This is a genomic window from Roseburia hominis, from assembly GCA_040702975.1.
Classification (GTDB): domain Bacteria; phylum Bacillota; class Clostridia; order Lachnospirales; family Lachnospiraceae; genus Allocoprococcus; species Allocoprococcus hominis_A.
In genome coordinates, this window is record CP159990.1 from 184593 (window position 1) to 202823 (window position 18231).

The window sequence follows — 18231 nt, forward strand, 5'->3', positions numbered from 1 at the left end:
TTCTATAATTTCCTCATAATCACTGCCAAAATAAATATCCATCGAATTATTAATCAGTATATCTCCCCAATTAAAAAAAGCCCCTTCTCCTCCAGGACTTTTTCCACTCACACCTTCTATTCTCTTTTCTCCACGATCTCCAACCCCACTTCAATCTTCTGCTTTCTTCCAAACATCTCCACTTCCAGATAAGCCTTTCTCTTATGCCTGTCAATCTTCCGAATGCAACCTTCCAGCCCCATAAGCGGACCTTCCTTCACAATAATCTGCTCTCCTTCGATAATTCCTTCCGACATCCGAACAACCTGCTCATCCCCGCCAACATCTCTCAGGAACCCAATCTCTTCCTCCCTAAGCGGCACAATCTCATCTCCCGTACCAATCAGCTTCGTAAGTCCAATCACCTTCTCAAGCTGCTGATACATCTCTTCCAATTGTTCCGTAACAACAAAAACATATCCGGGAAAAAGGACCTTCTGATTCACGGTCCATTCACCCCGGATACGTTTCTTCTCTTCATAGTAAGGGATAAAGCAGCGTTTCAGCACATCAGAATTCACATTCTTCAAACATTGCTTCCGAATGTTCTCCTCTGTACCCGTGCGCACCTGCACAACGTACCACATGTCTGGTCTCCTTATTCGTTTTAATCCCTTGCCTAAATAAATATTCTTTTAATGCCTAATTCCTATTACATTTTTGCATATTGTAAGATTACTGTTCTAGCATCCTAACTTACAACTTACATCCTTACACTTAACACCTAAAGCTTTATAACATACACTCATACAGAATAACCGAGCCTGCCTCTTCATCCAAAATGGCAATGCTTCGCCATTCTGTCTTTATTCAGGCAGACTCTTTACTCCATATCACATCCGGCACTCCCAAACGCGGCAAGGCGACGATTTGGAAATACAGGAATTTGCCCATCTCTAATCTTCATGTATTCTAACATGAACCATTATAACTGTCAACTCTTTGTTGCCGGTTCTTTTATAAGCATTCTTCTATACAACAAAAAGTGTCCTTCTAAACTCCACTCTCCTGTTTTTTATATCGATAAGTCGGCACAACCTCCGAAACCAGCGTCCGAATCTCATCCGAATCCTGCCGGCTTGCCGCATCCAGCTCCTCCAGCTTACCAGCAAACCACTCATCATCCATTTGAATCGGATGACCGATATAAATCAGTTTATTCTCTGTTTCCGTAAGACCTTCTTCATCCATCAGAAGCTCTTCATAAAGCTTCTCCCCCGGCCTTAACCCAGTATACTCAATCTTAATATCCACATCCGGCGTTAGTCCTGAGAGTCTGATCAGATTCCGGGCCATATCATCAATGCGGACCGGCTCACCCATATCCAGCACAAAGATTTCTCCGCCGTTTGCATAGCAGGCTGCCTGAAGCACCAGTGCCACAGCCTCGGGTATCGTCATAAAGTACCGGATAATATTTTTATCCGTAACCGTGACCGGACCGCCCGCTGCAATCTGCTTCTTAAAGAGCGGGATCACGCTGCCGTTGCTTCCCAGTACGTTTCCAAATCGAACTGCCTGGAAACTTGTATTTTCATATTTGCGATTCATCATCTGTATGATCATCTCGCAGATTCGCTTGGAAGCCCCCATCACATTGGTCGGATTTACTGCTTTATCTGTGGAAATCAGTACAAAACGCTTCACGCCTGCCTCAGCAGCGGCCATGGCAGTTTTATATGTACCCATTACATTATTCTTGATCGCTTCATTTGGGCTGTCCTCCATGAGCGGCACATGCTTATGTGCGGCTGCGTGGAATACAAGGTCTGGTCTATATTTCCGCATAACCCAGTTTATCCGATGTGTATTGCGGACCGAGCCAATCAGTGCTTCCAACTTCAGATTCGGATATTTCCGCTTAAGCTCCTGCTGAATCTCATACGCATTGTTCTCATACACATCAAAAATAATAAGCTGTTCCGGACCTTTTGCCGCAATCTGCCGGCAAAGCTCACTTCCGATAGAACCGCCGCCTCCGGTAACCAGAACCCGGGAACCTTTAATCAGCTTCGTCACATTCTCATCATCGATCTTGACCTGTGCGCGCCCCAGCAAATCGGATATCTCAACTTCCCGCAGGCTCTTGATGCTGACCTCACCATTTACAAGCTGATATACGCCCGGTACGGTCTGCATCCGACATTTTGTCTCTTTACATATATTTAAAATCTCTTTACGATTCTTTCCTGTCGTAGCCGGGATAGCGTAAATAATCAGGTTAATATCGTACTCTTCCACCATTTTTACGATATCATACCGATTACCTACGATCGGGATTCCTTCGAGAAATCTTCCCTTTTTACTTGGATTATCATCGATTACACAGCAAACTGTTGAATGCAAATGGCTGCTGTTGATCAACTCCTTGATCAACACTCGTCCTGCCGCACCACCACCAATGATCATAATCCGGTCACCGGTACGTCCTCCATGCTTTTGTTTATTTCGGTTTAAGAAATTGCGCATAAACCGATAGGAAAATCGCAGTGCCGTATGAAGCATAAACGCAACAATATATCCAATCAGATACCAGGCTCTCGGCATATGAAGGTGCATAAAAGCTGCTCCTCCCAAATAGCAGGCAAGAAGAACAACATATGCCTGAACCATCTTATTTAATTCTTCCACACTGACAAAATGCCAGATACTATGGTACAACCGGAACATATAGAAAACAACGATGGTCACAACACACCAGTAGGGCATAGCCCAGATATACCCTTCCATATATTCATGCGGAATCTTTGAAAAAATACAGTCAAAACGCAGCCAAAGTGCAAACAAATAACTGAACGCTATAATCAGAATATCCATGAATACGATAATCGCAGCTCTCTGTGGCCACACTGACTTTAAACTAACTTTTCTGTTCCCCTTCTCTATATCGCTCATTACTCATTCTCTTTTCTTTCCGTAATATAATTAAAGTCTGTTTTATTTTACAGGAAAACGAAAACACTTTCCTTCAAAATAAATAATCACGATATGTACCTTGGCAGTCCTGCTAAAAGGCTATATTTCGTTTAATAAATACGCCAATTCCGACCGCTCCGGCCACGATTGGCAAAATCACTGCCCTCTGCATATCTACTGCCATAGTCTGCCCCAGTTCAACGTCAACGCTCTGTTGCACGAGCATGCACACCGCGACAACTGCTACAAGGCCTGCTACAACCCCAAAAATCACCATCCAATATTTTTTCATTTTCCTCAACTCTCCTCCTCATATCCATAATCATTTACTTCGCAGACGTAAGCACCGCCTGCATCTTCCTCTTAATATCGTCCACAGAGGTATTATCCGGCTGCATTACATACAGAATCTGACTTCCGGATGAATAGCATGCCTGCTTATCTCCAAGACCGGTCGCATTGACAGAGACAATCTCCCAGCTTGCCCCATCATTAAGCTGCATCTGAATCAACTCACTGATCTTGTTTGACGGCATATTAGTCTCCAGGCAGCTGCTTACACTGCTCAACAGACTGCTTGCGTTCGTGAGAATAGCCGGCGACATCGCTTTCTGAATCATCGCAGTAAGTACCTTTTCCTGATTCTTACCACGCTGGTTATCTCCATCGGCAAAACTATGTCTCTCTCTTACAAATGCGAGGGCTTTCTCCCCGTCCAGGTGGTTCATTCCCTCCGTGAACTGGTATTTGCCCGCACTGAATGAATAATCGGAAGACACATCTACTCCGCCTAATATATCAACAATTTTAATCAAGGATGTAAAATTCACCCTTGCATAATAAGGAATCTCAATATCATAAATCTGTTCCAGGGTCGCAATAGAAGTATCTATGCCGTAAATACCTGCGTGGGTCAGCTTGTCTTTCTGCTCACCTGAAACTCCCGGAATCTTGACATAGTAATCTCTTGGCGTTGTTGTCAAAAGAATCTTTTTCGTTTCCGGATTCACTGTAGCGATAATATTTACATCGCTTCGGCTGTTCGTTGTGATCGGACCGGAAACATCGATACCACTGATATAAACATTGAATGGTTCTTCCACAGATACGTCTTCTACTTCCAGTTCTGTATCAATTCCATAATGGTAAATGATCTTCACCTGAGACTGATAGTCCGGAATCGCATCTTCAATAATTCCTGTGAAAGCTTCATTATAAATAGCCGCTTCCACCGAACCACTAAGCAGAGCCTCAGCAAGCTCCTGAATCGTATTATATTCCGTCATATGCACATCCCGGCCGAGAATCTTATTCACTTCCTCGACCATCAGCTTTGTATTCTCCTGGTCTACCATCGTCTGCGTTCCATAGCGATAGTTCTTCATATCCAGAAGCGTCTCTACAGGTTTTCCTTCTTTTACGACCACGATCATATTATCCGTTTTATAGTTGGCGCCGCCAATGTCTTGCACCGCCTGGCTTGCCTGATTCAAGTACACGATTCCGATTACCTGCAAAAGGCTGATCAATACGCTGATAATAATACCGACAATATATACTTTACTTTTTACATACTGCAATCCAAACGTGAGTCCGCTCAACACGATCAGCACAACTCCGGCAGCTATCAGATATTTACCCGGTATCAGTCCGCTGTTCCAAAGAAATCCTAACAGAATTACCGCAAGCAAAAACTGAAGCACTGTAATCAGCTTACCGACAATATTTCTCCCCGCAAGCGCGCTCTTCTTTTTTCCATGATGCCTCTTGTTATTCGTATGACTCATATCTGACTGCTCCTTACTTCCAGCTATAGCACCTGTTTACTATAGTTATCATCCTTGCGATAGCACGAGATTCACAGCTGCTGCTTATCATTATGTATCCACTTCTTACTGTACGATCAATGTAAACTCTTCTACATTAGACTCGTTTCCATTGCTGTCCACCACATAGTATTTCAGGACGTAGGTCCCCGGCTTATTGGTGTCATACGGTACATCCTGGCGAATATTGCGATAAAGTGTGTCTCTGCTGTCTTTATCATCCACGATATTCTCAACTGGAGATACAACATCAAAATATTCTCCCACTTTAATGGTTCTTGTTTTCTCTTTCAGACGAATTGCCGGAGAAGCTCCATTGGGAACTAATTCCTCTTCCTTCTTATCTTCTGTTTCCTTCTTATCCTCTGACTCTTCTTTACCGTCCTCAGACTTTTTGTCCGAATTCTCTTCTGATTTTTTCTTGTCTTCTCCTTCAACCGAAGCCAGAGTCTCTACTGCACCGTCATTTCTGATATAATTAATGCTCCGTCTCGCAGTCCCCACATTATTCGCAGAATCGATAACTGCGTACTTCACGATTGCCTTGCCCTCACCTGCATTGGTGGTATCTATAATCTGGTCTATAAATACTTTATCTGTCAGATCTCCATCCTTGTCATCTTTGGCTGTCACACCTTCCATTAACACAGTCGTATCTTCACCTTCTGTATAGGTGATATCCGCTTCTTCTACTTTAATCTCAGGTGCTGTCGTATCCTGACCGGCCCGAATAACAAACACTACTACTGCCAGTCCCACACAAGCCACTGCCAGTAATCCAGCTATTATTTTTTGCCGCATGGTCGTATTCCTCTACTTTTCTCCACTTTTCCCGTAGTTTCCATAATATTTGCCGTAGTATTTTCCATAATATTTGTTCTGCTTCATGTCTACTTTATTCAGCACAACACCCAAAATCTTGCAACCGGACTTCTCCATCTGGTTTTTGACAACCCGGGCATAATTGTAACTGACTGTCTTCGCCGCAATAACGATCACTGCCGCATCACTATTCTTTGCAACGACTGCACTGTCGATTACGCTGCCGAGCGGCGGGGTATCCACAACCACATAATCATACGCTTTTCTCGCCTCTTCAATCAGCGCTGCAAAACGTCCGCCTCCCAGAAGCTCCGCCGGGTTTGGCGGAACGGGTCCGGCAAAAATCACATACATTCCTTTTACATTGGTCTTGCAAAGCGCCTCTGCAATCGTACACTGACCAGACAGGAAATGGCTCAGCCCCATAATTTCCTGATGAATATGATATCTTCCATATAATACAGACTTTCTAAGATCCGCATCTATCAGCAATACCTTTTTCCCGGACTCGGCAAGAGATGCCGCAAGTGATACAGCCACTGTACTTTTTCCTTCATTCGGTGTACAGCTCGTGAGCAGCAGCACCTTATTCTCTTTGCCGGAAAACTCGATATTGGTACGTAAGGATTTATAAGATTCGTTGGTACGGTAATCCTGACCGTCCAGTATATTTAGTGTAATCTCTGGCATCTCGCTTATCTCCTCTTTCTTGTATTCGATAACTTCTTGGCATCACGTTTTCCTGCGCGTCTGCTCTTGTCTTCCCCTTCAGAGATCGGAATCGATGCCAGGACATTCAGATCCAGATAACGTTCCACATCCGCCGGTGTCTTGATCGTGTCATCAAGCAGGAAAATCAAAACGAAAATACCTGCCGCAACGATCACGCCCAGAAGTCCGCCTATCACCGCGTTCTTTTTAAGGCTCGGTGACGCCGGTGATTTGGGAAGATTTCCTTCCTCTACCGTATTGACCGCATCCGCATCCATAACTTCCGTAATCTGAATACTTACCGCTTCACGCACCGCATTTACAATATCTCTCGCCTTCTTCGGATCCTCGTCCACAACGCTGATACTGAAAATACGGGTATCTCCGCTCGTCTCTGTCGTAATTCTTTCTTTTAATTCCTCCGGCTCCATATCCAGATTCAACACGGAAATTGTCTGCTCCAGTACCGGCCGGCTCTTCACCAGTTCCATATAGTCCTTTACAAGCTGTGTACCTGTCTGCAAATCTGAATATGTAACCGATGCCGTATTATCCTGCTTAGATAAAACATATACCTTCGTCACAGACCGGTACATCGGTGTAAGAAGCATCTTAGTCCCTACCAGCGCAAGCAGCGCAGTAAAAACACCCGCCAGCAAAATAATATGAGCTTTTCCCAACAATACTGTGAACAGCTCTAACAAATCAATCGTAACTTCCCCGTCTTCTCGGCTTTGCTTTATGTTCTCCATCTGACCCTTTTCCTTTTTCCCTTTTGTTCTTTTTCATTTTCAGATTGGTATCTTCTTATTTTTCAGCATCATAACTGCATTCTTAAAGAAAATCCGCTCCGCGTATTCTGCCCCATAATGTTTCTGTACATAGGAGGCTGCTTCCTTCATCTTAGGACGCCTCCGCTCCATGCTGTGGGCATCTGTCCCCACAAAATGTACATAATGATTTTTCAAAAGTTCTTTGGTGAATTTCTTCACCGTCCTCCCACTGTCTCCGATGATACTTCCAGAGTTTACCTGAATATAGGTTCCCATATCTAGCAGTTCTTCCGTATAAGCAAGCTCCTCTAGCATGCATTGATAACGTTCCACATGAGCAAGCACTACCTGATAACCTTTCATCTGGACCTTCTGTACTGCACTTCTTATATAAGAAAATTCATCGCTTGGTGAAAACTCCAGTAAAATATATTCAGACTTACCCATGGGCTTAATCTCGCCGTTATCCAACTCTTTCAGGATATCCTCGCCAAAAAAAACCTCCATACCTAAAAAAAGGCGCAAATCCTCCCCGATTTCTGGAATTCTTTCACGCAATCTCCTAACCTGTCTCTTTAATTCTCTAAGTCCTGTACGACCCCTTCTCGGATGATGATGAGGGGTAAGTACGATAATGCGAATTCCTTCTTCATACGCCATTCTTAACATGCCGCAGGCTTCTTCCAATGTCTGCGCACCATCATCAACTTCCTGCAAAGTATGACAATGAACATCTGCTAATGTTTTGATATCCATCCCTCCTTCTGCTGTCCATTGTATTATGCAACATTTTGATAGCATTGTCAATTAGATTTGCAATTTTCCGCATTTTTCCGGCGTTTTTGAGAATATATATCAAGGAAATTATTTGGATTTTACAGTCACGAGCGTCGATTTTCGTCGAATCATTATGCACTTATATTCATCCCAATTAAAGTCGCCTTTACTAAGGAGCCCTACTTAATAAATGCAACACCTCTAGGCATAATCAAAGCCCTAAAAGATTTCTCTCCCAAGGCTCTATTTCATTTTGCTTTCCGCATTATACAATATCATATATATTCCATGACAATCTACGACATTTGCACGCAATTAGGCAATAGCATATTTAATTTTTAATTTATTCAATGCAGTTTGATACGTCAAGTATTTATCCTGTTGAAGTCTTCCAACTACAATTCCAGGAATAATTCCGATCTTAGCAGCAAACGCACGAATAGAATCTGCTGTAAATCCATATTGGTTTGACTTTATAAATCCTTCGTATTCAGCTTTAGGTATCAATGTATCTTGTGAAAACATATCAGCTTCATACTCAAGCCTTTGCGTTAAACCATCCGTTTCAAGATCAGCCTTATTTTTTTCACTTACGAGCAGGACCTTTATTCTTTGTTGAAAAACATGCCCTAATTCATGAAATAATGCAAACCAGAATGTGTCCGCATATTTTCTTCTATCATTCAATGCCAAAACAACTTTATCTTTACCGAGCCATTTTACAGCACCATTCACTCCACAATTTTTGAGATTAGGAATTAATACAAGAGCAACTCCACAGCTTGCAAGTAATTCTTTCAATCTAGGATAAAAAACCGTTGGATCCTGCACCGTCATGCTGCGTATTTCTGGTATTGCTTCTGTAAGCTTCTTTTTATCATAGGACTTAACCTCAACGGAAGAGCCAATATTTATTGCTGTTTGTACCCATGCATTTGCATTAATTACATTGATATCCGTAACCTCAGAAACACTCGTTCTGTATTGAACCAAAAAATCTCTCTGACTTAATACGCTTAGTGAAGACACTTTAAAAAATCTCTGAAGTTCTTGAACCTTTTCTCTTGCTATCCGCGTCGCTTTGACGAGCCCTAAATCAGCCCAAAACTTATAATCCATTTGGCGTACGATTTCACACTCTGCCTCAAGCTGCATACGAGCTTTAATTTCAAGCTTCTTCTCAATATACTTCTGATTTAAATTCAACCACATTGTTGTAGAGGTCCCGAAAACAATAGAAAGTTTCAGAACCATCTCATCTGTCAGATTAATCCTGCCATTCACCAAATCACTTACATACTTTGGAGTAACCTGAAGTCGCTTTGCCAATTCTTCCTGCGTAATGCCCTGATCCTCAATATAATCCTTAACATAATAGCCAGGGTGGAATGCAATCAACTCTTCATATTCAATCCTATTCATAGTGATTAGACACCTCCCATGCAACAATTATTTCTGTTGATTTATAGACAACATTCACATCTTTTTCTTTCCATTTCTTTCCATTTAAGTCCAAAGGAATTACAATTAAACGATAACCTACTCGTCTTCCAGCAATATCTAAAGCATATAGTCCTTCCCTGTCTCCATGCAGCGGATGCAAATGATAAATCTGCATATTTGCAATATCCTGAAGGTTAACCGAACTCTCGATAAGGTTGATAAGGGCATGGAGTTTTTCCGCAACACTTACAGGCATTTCTTTTTTAGCCTTTTTTAAATCTGTACACAGCTTTTTCACTGTATTATCATGATATTGTATCCTGATAGCCACTCATCCTCCCTCAAAAAACAATTACTATTTTGGTAATTATTTTTCTTTATAATAACACTAAATATTCCTTCTTTCAACTGAATTTTAACTTACAGTTGCATTTCAAATAGTATTGTATGGTGTATGTATGGAAGACATCTTTCACGCAACTTTTTTATTGCCTTCCTGACGAACCTGTCGAAAATTCCGGCAGGCTAATTATTCGTCCAATTCCCCCTTTTTATAAATGTCAACTCCCGCTTCCACAAAGAAAAACACATCCTCTACAGATACCTGAAATTCCTTCGAGATATCCATAGCCAGCTTCAAAGAAGGATTGTACTGCCCTTTTTCTAAACGGACAATCGTTTCGCGCCGCACCCCCACCCTATCGGCTAACTCACTTTGGCTCATGGATAATCTTTCTCTATACACTTTCATTCTTGTAACTAAGTCCGACATTTTTCCCTCCACCCGTATAACGTGTGATAAATATATCACTTTCCATTAACGGTGTCAACCATATTTTCATGTAACAATCACAAATGATAAAGCTTGGTCATATTTGGAGCAAAACATGCTCGCAATCTCCAAAAAATCAGAATATAAAAGCGGAGAACCTTCACGCTCTCCGCCTCCCACGATCCATCATCTTACAAAACACGATCGCCACCCCCGTGCTCACCGCCGTCGCCATGATCCCCGGTCCCACGATCGCCGTCGGATTCACGCTCCCATACTGGCTCCGGTAGGCGATCACATTCACCGGTATCAGCTGCAGCGACGAGATATTGAGGATCAGAAACGTACACATCTCATTACTGGCCACTCCCTTTTTCCGCACCGGTCCCGCCAGTCTTCCACGCCTTCTATCCTCCTCCAGCTTCCCTAATTCGTCCATAGCCCTAAGCCCCGCCGGCGTTGCCGCCCAGCCAAGCCCCAGCACATTCGCAATGATATTTGCCGCGATCGCCTCCTGCGCCGGGTGGTCTTTGGGAAGCGATGGGAATAGAAAATGAATGAACGGTCCCATCCGTTTTGAGGTCGACTCCAGCACTCCCGCCTTTTTTGCAATCTCCATAATCCCCACCCAGAAAGACATCACCCCCATCATCGTGATACATAAGGTCACCGCCTCCCGGGAAGAATCCAGCGCCGCATTCGTAATGTCCGGCATTTTCCCCGTAAACGCCGCAAAGACCACACCTACAATAATCATTCCTGCCCATAAATAATTCAGCATACTAAAAATCTCCATGTATTTCTTCTATATAAAATATATGGCGATTCCGGGCATTCATTCCTGACAACCGAATATAATTTCTCAGGAAAGGAACAGCATTTATTTCCACGAGATAATCCATTCCTGACAACTAAATAAAGTTTTTTCTACCTCTCCTCAGCACCCCTTGTCATTTCCCTAAGTCTCTCGGCCTGCTCCTCTCTAAAGATCTCCTGCATCCGTTCTACTTCTTCCTCCGTGTACTCCTCCACAGAATCGACGGTAACCCTCTTGATCCGCTGCTTCTTCAGTTCCAGGTACACCACTTCCCTAAACAACGTATATACCACCGAAACCAACGGGATAAAAATCAGCATTCCCACGATTCCCATCAAATTTCCGCCAATCGTAACGGCGGCGAGCACCCAGATTGACGGCAGGCCCACCGAGCCGCCAACTACATGCGGATAAATCAGATTCCCTTCTATTTGCTGCAATACCAAAAACAGAACGACAAAAAATACTGCCTGCCGCACATCCACCATAAATATCAGGAAGGTCCCCACCCCACAGCCGATAAAACCGCCGAATATCGGAATCAACGCTGTAAAAGCGATCACAATTCCGGTGAGCAGTGCATAAGGCAGTCCAAGAACCGTCATGGAAACTACGAACATACTCCCCAGGATCACCGCTTCCACACACTGCCCGGTCAGGAAACTGGAAAATGTCTTATAAGTCAATGCACAGATCTCAAGCCCTACCTCAGCCTTCCTTTTTGGCACAAATGCAAAAATAACTTTTCTTACCTGCACATGCAGTTTTTCTTTTTGAATCAAAATATAACACGCAAACGAAAAAGCGATGAAAAATGTCGCTACGCCGCTAATGATAGAACCAACCGCAGCCACCGTGGTGTTCATCATATTGCCTGCGCCATTTCCCAAAAATGACATCGCCCACTGAATAATCTTGTCCGGATTGAATTCGATCTTATCAACATAATTCATGATTTCCTGATTATTATTGGTAAAATCCTGAATCCATTTCTGAAACTGGGGAATAAAAGCCGCAATATTCTGCCCCAGGCTGGAAAATGTTTCCCCAAGCTGCGGTACCAGAACAAACATGACCAGCACGATGACTCCCAGGACCAGTACAAGCGTCAGCACCAGACTCAGCGGCCGCGCCAGCTTCTTCGCGACCTTCCCACGCTTTTCCTTCTCCGCCCCAAAAATCTTCTTTTCCAGAAAGCTCATAGGAACATTGATGATAAACGCGATCGCTCCCCCTATCACAAAGGGTAAAATAATTCCCCACACGAATCCCAATACATCTAAAACAATATCGAATTTCCAAAGTCCTACCAATATTAATATGGTAAATACGATCAGTCCCCTGATTTTCCGAAATGTCACCTTGCTCCAGTCCATTTTCTACGCTCCTTCTCTATTTTCAATTTAATTTTACCTTTTTATTCCCTGCTATATAATCGCAATATTCCCAAATCCTTCTTATCACACATGATTTATTTTCTGCTTTACTACCTTTATTTCCAACTTAATCTTTATTCATTTCCACCAGTATATACCAATTATTCCCACAAAAAAAGCTCCGCCGGACAAAAAGTCCGGCGGAACCGTAAATTTTATAAATTCTTAAGTTTTAAGCCTTCTGACTAGTTGGTGATTGTCAGCTCAGTCTCTTTATCGAATACATGAATCTTATCCGGATCAAGAGCAAATTTAACAGTATCGCCTGTTCTTGCAGTTGTTCTTGGATCAACTCTTGCAGTCATGGTAGCTCCTTCGTAATCGAAGTGCAGGTAAACTTCAGCACCAAGCATCTCGTATACACGGATAGTAGCCTGGATAATGGTGTTCTGATGTTTAGCAAGGTAATCCGGCTCATCATGTACGTCTTCCGGACGAATACCAAGTACAACAGTCTTTCCATCATATCCGCCAGCGATAAGCTTTTTAGCTTTTGCTTCCGGAAGTTCGATCTCTGCCGGGCCAGCCTGAAGAACAACTTTGTTGCCTTTTACTTTACATACAGCGTCTACGAAGTTCATCTGCGGAGATCCGATGAATCCGGCAACGAACAGGTTGCACGGTGTATCGTAAAGTACCTGCGGAGTATCTACCTGCTGAACGATACCAGCGTTCATAACTACGATTCTGGTACCAAGGGTCATAGCCTCTGTCTGGTCATGTGTTACGTAAATGATGGTTGTGCCCAGTCTCTGATGCAGTTTGGAGATCTCAATACGCATCTGTCCACGAAGCTTAGCGTCCAGGTTAGAAAGCGGCTCGTCCATAAGGAATACCTTCGGGTTACGAACGATAGCACGTCCCATAGCAACACGCTGTCTCTGTCCACCGGAAAGAGCCTTCGGTTTACGATCAAGCAGTTTCTCAAGGTCAAGGATCTTAGCTGCTTCACGAACCATCTTATCGATCTGATCCTTCGGTACTTTTCTTAACTTAAGACCGAAAGCCATGTTATCGTATACTGTCATATGCGGATACAGAGCGTAGTTCTGGAATACCATTGCGATATCTCTGTCCTTCGGCTCTACGTCGTTAACTACCTTGTCGCCGATGCGAAGCTCGCCGCTTGTGATGTCTTCCAGACCAGCAACCATACGAAGTGTAGTAGATTTACCACATCCTGACGGTCCTACGAAGATGATAAACTCTTTGTCTTCGATTTCGAGGTTGAAATCTTTAACTGCTTCAAATCCATTCGGATAAGTTTTGTTGATATGTTTCAATGATAAACTTGCCATTGTTCTTTTCCTCCTAAATTTGTACGGCCCCGGCCGCTGTTTTCTTTCTGACACTAAGTATAGTAGAGATTTAGGAAAGAATCCATAACCGACTTGAACAAAGATTTTCGAGTTTCATGTACAAATTGACGAAAAGAAGGATTTTTTCCCTTTCAAGTATCCATGGCGCCGGGATGAATGTCCACCGTACCTTTACTTAAATATGCCCGGCAGCAAAAAGGACGGGCATAAGCCCGTCCCCTCCACAGCCAATTAGCTATCTTTGCGGATAACTCCCTTCTGCAGGAAAATGTTCCCATACACATCTCTTTCTCCGGTGCCGATCACCAGATCAATTTCCTTTGAAACAGCCCAGAACTCCGGATCGTCCAGATACTGAATTCCGTTCGGCAGTTTGGAATATTCCTCACTGTTTCTCACAATTTCCTCATAATCCTTCCACACATCCGGCGCCGGAATTCCATTCTCCGTATTGCAGATGCGAACAGAATTATCAATATAATCATCTAACGGAATCAATTGAAGGACCGCTTTTAGAACTTCAGCTCCTCCCACTCCGTCAAGACGGACACGATAAGCCCTGTCATGTCCCACCGTATTGATATCACAATTTCCATCACAGATCATAATCTTAGAGCCGTGTCCAATGGCACACAAAGCTCTTAACAAATCCGGCGACATACAAGTCGGTATATTTTTTAACATACTGATTTCCTCCACAATATATAAATAACTCTTAATTTTTCATGCAGCTCTTACTGTTTTACTATTTTTACACCTCTTACTGCCAACACAATGTATCGCGGAATATCTGGTGGTATAATTCTAAACGTCAATGATACACTAGTCATCATTACGAAACGTAGCAGTAAAGCTGCAAATATCTGCACGGCTGTATGTACGTGAAAACTCAACTACACGGTGATCTGTATCATAACTTACACACTCAAACAGCATCACCGCAAGCTCGCTGTTAATTCCAAGCAGCTTCGCGTCGCTTTGCTCAAGCTGCGTCAGTTCCAGCGTCTGGTTCGCCGTTTTTATCTCAATATTATAGAATTCAAAGACTTCATCTAATGAAAACACGGTCAGGTCCACATCGTCCAGATTCGGCAGAACACACTGCGGAACATAAATCTCATCTATAGAATATGGCGTGTCATCAGCAAGGCAGAGACATTTAATATAGTAGATATTCTCCTCCGGATCTATCTGAAAAATATCTCCGAATTTGGTTCCTGCCCTCCGAAGCCCCTTCGCAAGAATCCTTGTGGCGGGCTTCATATGCCGGTCCTTCAGTACCTGTGTAAATCCTCCCAGCGTGTCCAGGGTCCTCTCGATTTTCTCCCCCATGACAAACATGCCTTTTCCCTGAATCTTTTTAAGAATTCCTTCATTCGCCAGAGTTTCAATCGCACTACGCACCGTAAGACGGTTGAGTTCATATGTTTCTGCCAATTCCTTCTCTGTCGGTATTGCAGTCCCCGGCGGATACTCGCCGGACTCTATTTTATTCCGTATAACCTCCCGCAGCTGCAAATACATCGGGGATTGATAATTGATATCACTCATATGACTCTTCTGCCTTTCCTAACTAACTACCAGGCGCCCTTGTACCCAATAGTGATCGTACTGTTCTTCGCTCCTGCCTGCATACACTCTTCGAGGCTCGCTCCTCTTAAGACCCCATCCAGGAAGCCCGCGATATAACTGTCTCCCGCTCCCATGGTATCTACCACTTCACAAGAGATAATTCCAAATTTATAAAACTGATTGCCGTCATAAGCAATACTTCCGTTGCTTCCAAGGGTGGCAATGACATATTTCGCACCCTGAGCCTGCCTTCTGCGGATAAATTCCCTTGTCGGTTCATCATCCTCATCAAATGCAAAAAATGCATAATCCACATAGGGCAACGCCTCATCGATGATCGGATTATCCCGCTCCGTAGAGAAATCAAACGCGATGATATTCTTTCCGGAACGCATCTTCGGCAGGTCAGATTCTATGTGACTCCAAATGCTGCTGACGATCAGGTCCTGCTCCCTGCAAAAAGCAAGATCATCTTCAGAAAGCCTGATGTCCGCAAGAACGCCCTCGTCGTAATCTTTGAATACTCTGTCATTATTTACCAGCTCTACAATAGTAATCGCTGTCTTACCCGGCAGAGTTCTGACTCTGGAGGTGTCGACGCCTTTTTGTGCAACGGCCTCTTTCAGCACCGGGCCGTATTTGTCATCCCCCACCACTCCAATATAAGATACCTCATGCTGATATCTCTTAAAATAAACCGCAACATTTACCGGATTTCCTCCCGGAAACGCCTGGCCAAGCTGCTCATAAACATCCATACAATTATCGCCAATTGTAGTTATTTTCATTTTCTTCACCTCATTTTGCAATCCATATCCCAGGGACGCCGGATTTGCAATAGGAGCGGCTGCACATTAACAAACGGTTATTCTCTGTTTTTCTTTTCTTTGGGGATTTGCTTTAATATACTCATAAAACAAATCTTGTCCGCTCTGACAACAGACCTGCAATACTCAACAGGTTCTCCATCGCTTCCACAGATCACACCGCTCACATAAATCACCGCTGTCTCTTCCGGAATCCTTAACAATTCAGACTCCTTCTTCGTCGTATACGTGATACTGACCTTCTGCTGTCCCTGAGTAAGTTTCGTTCCATATATATTTTCTATTACATGATAAAGTGACTCCTGCGTGAAATCGTGCTCTTCTATGCCGCGAAAACGCCCGGCGTCAAGATAAGAAGTCTCGATCCACCCGGGACTATCGTCCACTAATCTCAATCGCGATATCACAAATATCTTATGTCCTAACGGTACATGTAATTTCATAGAGATCTGCTTTGTACACTCAATCACAGATGATGACACGAGAACTGCCGTAATCTTTCTGCCGGACTCCTGCGCTTTACGCTTCATGCCCAGGCTCTCGATATCCTGAAGATTTCGCACATATTTCGGAGGGGAAACATAGGTGCCGCTTCCCACCACGCTATACACCTTTCCCTCGATCTCCAGCTTCCGCACCGCTTTGCGCAAAGTGGTACGGCTGATATCCCACATCTCACACATCCTGCGCTCTGCAGGCAGACGGTCGTGCGGCTTCATATGATTCTCTTTTATATAACATTCCAGCAATTCAACTGCGATATCTCGCGGTTTTCCGCGGTATTCAGACTGCATTACACTTCTCCCTTTTCTGATTAATATAATCCAGTATAGCATACTTTTGCCGGAATTGTCATAAAAATCAATATGATGCGCCCCTGCAATTACTCACCATCTATAAAAATTTTTATCATGCGGTTGGCTGGTCCGTCGAACTCGCAGAAGTACACATCCTGTGCCCCTCCCTGAATCAATTCGCCATCTATCACATAGAAGTGACAGTGATTTCCTGTTAAATAGGATTTCAAATGACCCGTAGGGTTTCCGGCAGTTGAACCATAATCATGCAACATTCGTGCATGGGAATATGTACCCTCCTCCGGGGCATTTTTTTCAAGCATATTAGCAATATCACTTTCCAGGCACTCCAATGCTTCATTCACCGCAATACCCGTTGTGGTATGCATTGTCATAACGGTTGCAACTCCATTTTGAATCCCGCTCTCGCGGACGGCCTCACGAAGCTTATCCGTCACAAGGATCATCTGATTATACTCCTTTGTGAGTATCCTATAACTATACATCCGTATCATAACAATCCTCCTATACACCAATAAACTCAAGTGCGTTCTGTCCTTTTATCAGCTCCAGAGTACTCTCTCTAAATCCCAGGTGATCCAGCGCCTTCGCCATCCTCATCTGTTCAAATCTTGGAGCGTCACTTCCGAACATGACCTGATGACGGAGACTACGGTCGATCCATGTGACCGGAATATCCTGGGTAAATAGTTTTTTGTAAAATTCCAGAGCACTATCAAAATAGAGTACGCCGGTATCAGCATATACATTCGGATATTTTACCATCAGCATCGCCGTTTCCCCAGTCCATGGCCATCCAAAATGCGCCAGGCATATCTTCAGATTAGGATGCCTTTGCACCATTTCCTCGAATTCCATCGGGCGGCAGTATTTTGCAACACAATCCGGCTCCCAACTCAGACCACTGTGAAAAATAATAGGTTTTTTCCTGCTTTCACAGAATTGGTATACCGCTTCCAGCCGTTCATCGTCCGGATAGCAGTGAAGCCTTCCCAGATTCAGCTTCAATCCTTTTAGCTTTAACTCATCAAAAGCATATTCCAGTTTCCCGCAGGCGTCATCCTTAAGCGGATCCACCCCTGCAAAACCGATAAATCTCTGCGGCTCCATAGCTATCAGGCTTGCAATCTCTTCATTCATAACCAGCGCTTTTCCATCAACACTGCTTACATCCATTGGTAACAGGCAGAGTTTGTCAATTCCCGCGCAATCCATTTTATTTTTCACATCATCAAGCGGTGCCGCCGAATTTCTGTGAATCTGCAGCTTTTCATGACGCATTCTGACCATTTCCGCATCCTGGCAGATCGGTTCATAAAAAGCCGGATGAACATGCATATCGATAAACATTATGCCACTTCCT

20 protein-coding genes are annotated in these 18231 nt (G+C 43.6%); all 20 read right to left on the reverse strand.

Annotated elements, in window-relative coordinates:
* Positions 1 to 116 precede the first annotated feature (116 nt).
* A complete protein-coding gene (loaP, locus tag ABXS75_00775) occupies positions 117 to 626 on the reverse strand; it encodes an antiterminator LoaP (protein XCP85379.1) in 510 nt (169 codons plus the stop codon).
* 406 nt (positions 627 to 1032) lie between these two features.
* Positions 1033 to 2934 carry a nucleoside-diphosphate sugar epimerase/dehydratase gene (locus tag ABXS75_00780; GenBank protein XCP85380.1) on the reverse strand — a complete coding sequence of 634 codons (1902 nt, stop codon included), beginning with the start codon at positions 2932 to 2934 and terminating at the stop codon, positions 1033 to 1035.
* Between the two features lie 112 nt (positions 2935 to 3046).
* Complete coding sequence (locus ABXS75_00785; GenBank protein XCP85381.1) at positions 3047 to 3247, reverse strand: hypothetical protein; 201 nt, start codon at positions 3245 to 3247, stop codon at positions 3047 to 3049.
* A gap of 34 nt (positions 3248 to 3281) precedes the next feature.
* Entirely contained in the window at positions 3282 to 4742 is a 1461-nt protein-coding gene (locus ABXS75_00790; protein XCP85382.1) for an LCP family protein, read from the reverse strand.
* Positions 4743 to 4847: 105 nt separating this feature from the next.
* The gene (locus tag ABXS75_00795; GenBank protein XCP85383.1) at positions 4848 to 5582 is read right to left on the reverse strand and encodes an immunoglobulin-like domain-containing protein; all 735 of its coding nucleotides are present in this window, start codon (positions 5580 to 5582) and stop codon (positions 4848 to 4850) included.
* Between the two features lie 12 nt (positions 5583 to 5594).
* Positions 5595 to 6293, reverse strand: a complete 699-nt coding sequence (locus ABXS75_00800; protein XCP85384.1) for a polysaccharide biosynthesis tyrosine autokinase — start codon at positions 6291 to 6293, stop codon at positions 5595 to 5597.
* A gap of 5 nt (positions 6294 to 6298) precedes the next feature.
* A complete protein-coding gene (locus tag ABXS75_00805; protein XCP85385.1) occupies positions 6299 to 7066 on the reverse strand; it encodes a Wzz/FepE/Etk N-terminal domain-containing protein in 768 nt (255 codons plus the stop codon).
* Between the two features lie 39 nt (positions 7067 to 7105).
* Positions 7106 to 7843 (reverse strand): CpsB/CapC family capsule biosynthesis tyrosine phosphatase, encoded by a 738-nt coding sequence (locus ABXS75_00810; protein XCP85386.1) that lies wholly within the window; start codon positions 7841 to 7843, stop codon positions 7106 to 7108.
* Positions 7844 to 8179: 336 nt separating this feature from the next.
* Positions 8180 to 9286 carry a HigA family addiction module antitoxin gene (locus tag ABXS75_00815; GenBank protein XCP85387.1) on the reverse strand — a complete coding sequence of 369 codons (1107 nt, stop codon included), beginning with the start codon at positions 9284 to 9286 and terminating at the stop codon, positions 8180 to 8182.
* On the reverse strand, positions 9279 to 9638 hold the full coding sequence (locus tag ABXS75_00820; protein ID XCP85388.1) for a type II toxin-antitoxin system RelE/ParE family toxin: 360 nt from the start codon (positions 9636 to 9638) through the stop codon (positions 9279 to 9281). Before ABXS75_00820 ends, ABXS75_00815 begins: the two co-directional genes overlap by 8 nt.
* Before the next feature lie 198 nt (positions 9639 to 9836).
* On the reverse strand, positions 9837 to 10079 hold the full coding sequence (locus ABXS75_00825) for a helix-turn-helix transcriptional regulator (protein XCP85389.1): 243 nt from the start codon (positions 10077 to 10079) through the stop codon (positions 9837 to 9839).
* 160 nt (positions 10080 to 10239) lie between these two features.
* On the reverse strand, positions 10240 to 10860 hold the full coding sequence (locus ABXS75_00830) for a nucleoside recognition protein (GenBank protein XCP85390.1): 621 nt from the start codon (positions 10858 to 10860) through the stop codon (positions 10240 to 10242).
* 146 nt (positions 10861 to 11006) lie between these two features.
* Positions 11007 to 12272 (reverse strand): AI-2E family transporter, encoded by a 1266-nt coding sequence (locus ABXS75_00835; protein ID XCP85391.1) that lies wholly within the window; start codon positions 12270 to 12272, stop codon positions 11007 to 11009.
* 245 nt (positions 12273 to 12517) lie between these two features.
* The gene (gene ugpC / locus ABXS75_00840) at positions 12518 to 13630 is read right to left on the reverse strand and encodes a sn-glycerol-3-phosphate ABC transporter ATP-binding protein UgpC (protein ID XCP85392.1); all 1113 of its coding nucleotides are present in this window, start codon (positions 13628 to 13630) and stop codon (positions 12518 to 12520) included.
* A 252-nt stretch (positions 13631 to 13882) separates the two neighbouring features.
* Entirely contained in the window at positions 13883 to 14335 is a 453-nt protein-coding gene (locus ABXS75_00845; protein XCP85393.1) for an RbsD/FucU domain-containing protein, read from the reverse strand.
* 138 nt (positions 14336 to 14473) lie between these two features.
* A complete protein-coding gene (locus ABXS75_00850) occupies positions 14474 to 15202 on the reverse strand; it encodes a GntR family transcriptional regulator (GenBank protein ID XCP85394.1) in 729 nt (242 codons plus the stop codon).
* Positions 15203 to 15228: 26 nt separating this feature from the next.
* Positions 15229 to 16011: a fructoselysine 6-kinase gene (frlD, locus tag ABXS75_00855; GenBank protein XCP85395.1), complete on the reverse strand. Its 783-nt coding sequence runs from the start codon at positions 16009 to 16011 to the stop codon at positions 15229 to 15231.
* Between the two features lie 77 nt (positions 16012 to 16088).
* A complete protein-coding gene (locus tag ABXS75_00860; GenBank protein XCP85396.1) occupies positions 16089 to 16844 on the reverse strand; it encodes a GntR family transcriptional regulator in 756 nt (251 codons plus the stop codon).
* Positions 16845 to 16933: 89 nt separating this feature from the next.
* Complete coding sequence (locus ABXS75_00865) at positions 16934 to 17362, reverse strand: secondary thiamine-phosphate synthase enzyme YjbQ (protein XCP85397.1); 429 nt, start codon at positions 17360 to 17362, stop codon at positions 16934 to 16936.
* A gap of 10 nt (positions 17363 to 17372) precedes the next feature.
* Entirely contained in the window at positions 17373 to 18218 is an 846-nt protein-coding gene (locus ABXS75_00870; GenBank protein ID XCP85398.1) for an amidohydrolase family protein, read from the reverse strand.
* Positions 18219 to 18231 lie beyond the last annotated feature (13 nt).

Bases quoted from the DNA above. Each gene is read 5' to 3' on its own strand.
- ABXS75_00835 (XCP85391.1), bottom strand. From the start codon at position 12,272: ATGGACTGGAGCAAGGTGACATTTCGGAAAATCAGGGGACTGATCGTA.
- ABXS75_00850 (XCP85394.1), bottom strand. From the start codon at position 15,202: ATGAGTGATATCAATTATCAATCCCCGATGTATTTGCAGCTGCGGGAG.
- ABXS75_00800 (XCP85384.1), bottom strand. From the start codon at position 6,293: ATGCCAGAGATTACACTAAATATACTGGACGGTCAGGATTACCGTACC.
- ABXS75_00865 (XCP85397.1), bottom strand. From the start codon at position 17,362: ATGATACGGATGTATAGTTATAGGATACTCACAAAGGAGTATAATCAG.
- ABXS75_00790 (XCP85382.1), bottom strand. From the start codon at position 4,742: ATGAGTCATACGAATAACAAGAGGCATCATGGAAAAAAGAAGAGCGCG.
- ABXS75_00785 (XCP85381.1), bottom strand. From the start codon at position 3,247: ATGAAAAAATATTGGATGGTGATTTTTGGGGTTGTAGCAGGCCTTGTA.
- ABXS75_00815 (XCP85387.1), bottom strand. From the start codon at position 9,286: ATGAATAGGATTGAATATGAAGAGTTGATTGCATTCCACCCTGGCTAT.
- ABXS75_00825 (XCP85389.1), bottom strand. From the start codon at position 10,079: ATGTCGGACTTAGTTACAAGAATGAAAGTGTATAGAGAAAGATTATCC.
- ABXS75_00780 (XCP85380.1), bottom strand. From the start codon at position 2,934: ATGAGCGATATAGAGAAGGGGAACAGAAAAGTTAGTTTAAAGTCAGTG.
- loaP (XCP85379.1), bottom strand. From the start codon at position 626: ATGTGGTACGTTGTGCAGGTGCGCACGGGTACAGAGGAGAACATTCGG.
- ABXS75_00795 (XCP85383.1), bottom strand. From the start codon at position 5,582: ATGCGGCAAAAAATAATAGCTGGATTACTGGCAGTGGCTTGTGTGGGA.
- ABXS75_00810 (XCP85386.1), bottom strand. From the start codon at position 7,843: ATGGATATCAAAACATTAGCAGATGTTCATTGTCATACTTTGCAGGAA.
- frlD (XCP85395.1), bottom strand. From the start codon at position 16,011: ATGAAAATAACTACAATTGGCGATAATTGTATGGATGTTTATGAGCAG.
- ABXS75_00805 (XCP85385.1), bottom strand. From the start codon at position 7,066: ATGGAGAACATAAAGCAAAGCCGAGAAGACGGGGAAGTTACGATTGAT.
- ugpC (XCP85392.1), bottom strand. From the start codon at position 13,630: ATGGCAAGTTTATCATTGAAACATATCAACAAAACTTATCCGAATGGA.
- ABXS75_00870 (XCP85398.1), bottom strand. From the start codon at position 18,218: ATGTTTATCGATATGCATGTTCATCCGGCTTTTTATGAACCGATCTGC.
- ABXS75_00845 (XCP85393.1), bottom strand. From the start codon at position 14,335: ATGTTAAAAAATATACCGACTTGTATGTCGCCGGATTTGTTAAGAGCT.
- ABXS75_00860 (XCP85396.1), bottom strand. From the start codon at position 16,844: ATGCAGTCTGAATACCGCGGAAAACCGCGAGATATCGCAGTTGAATTG.
- ABXS75_00830 (XCP85390.1), bottom strand. From the start codon at position 10,860: ATGCTGAATTATTTATGGGCAGGAATGATTATTGTAGGTGTGGTCTTT.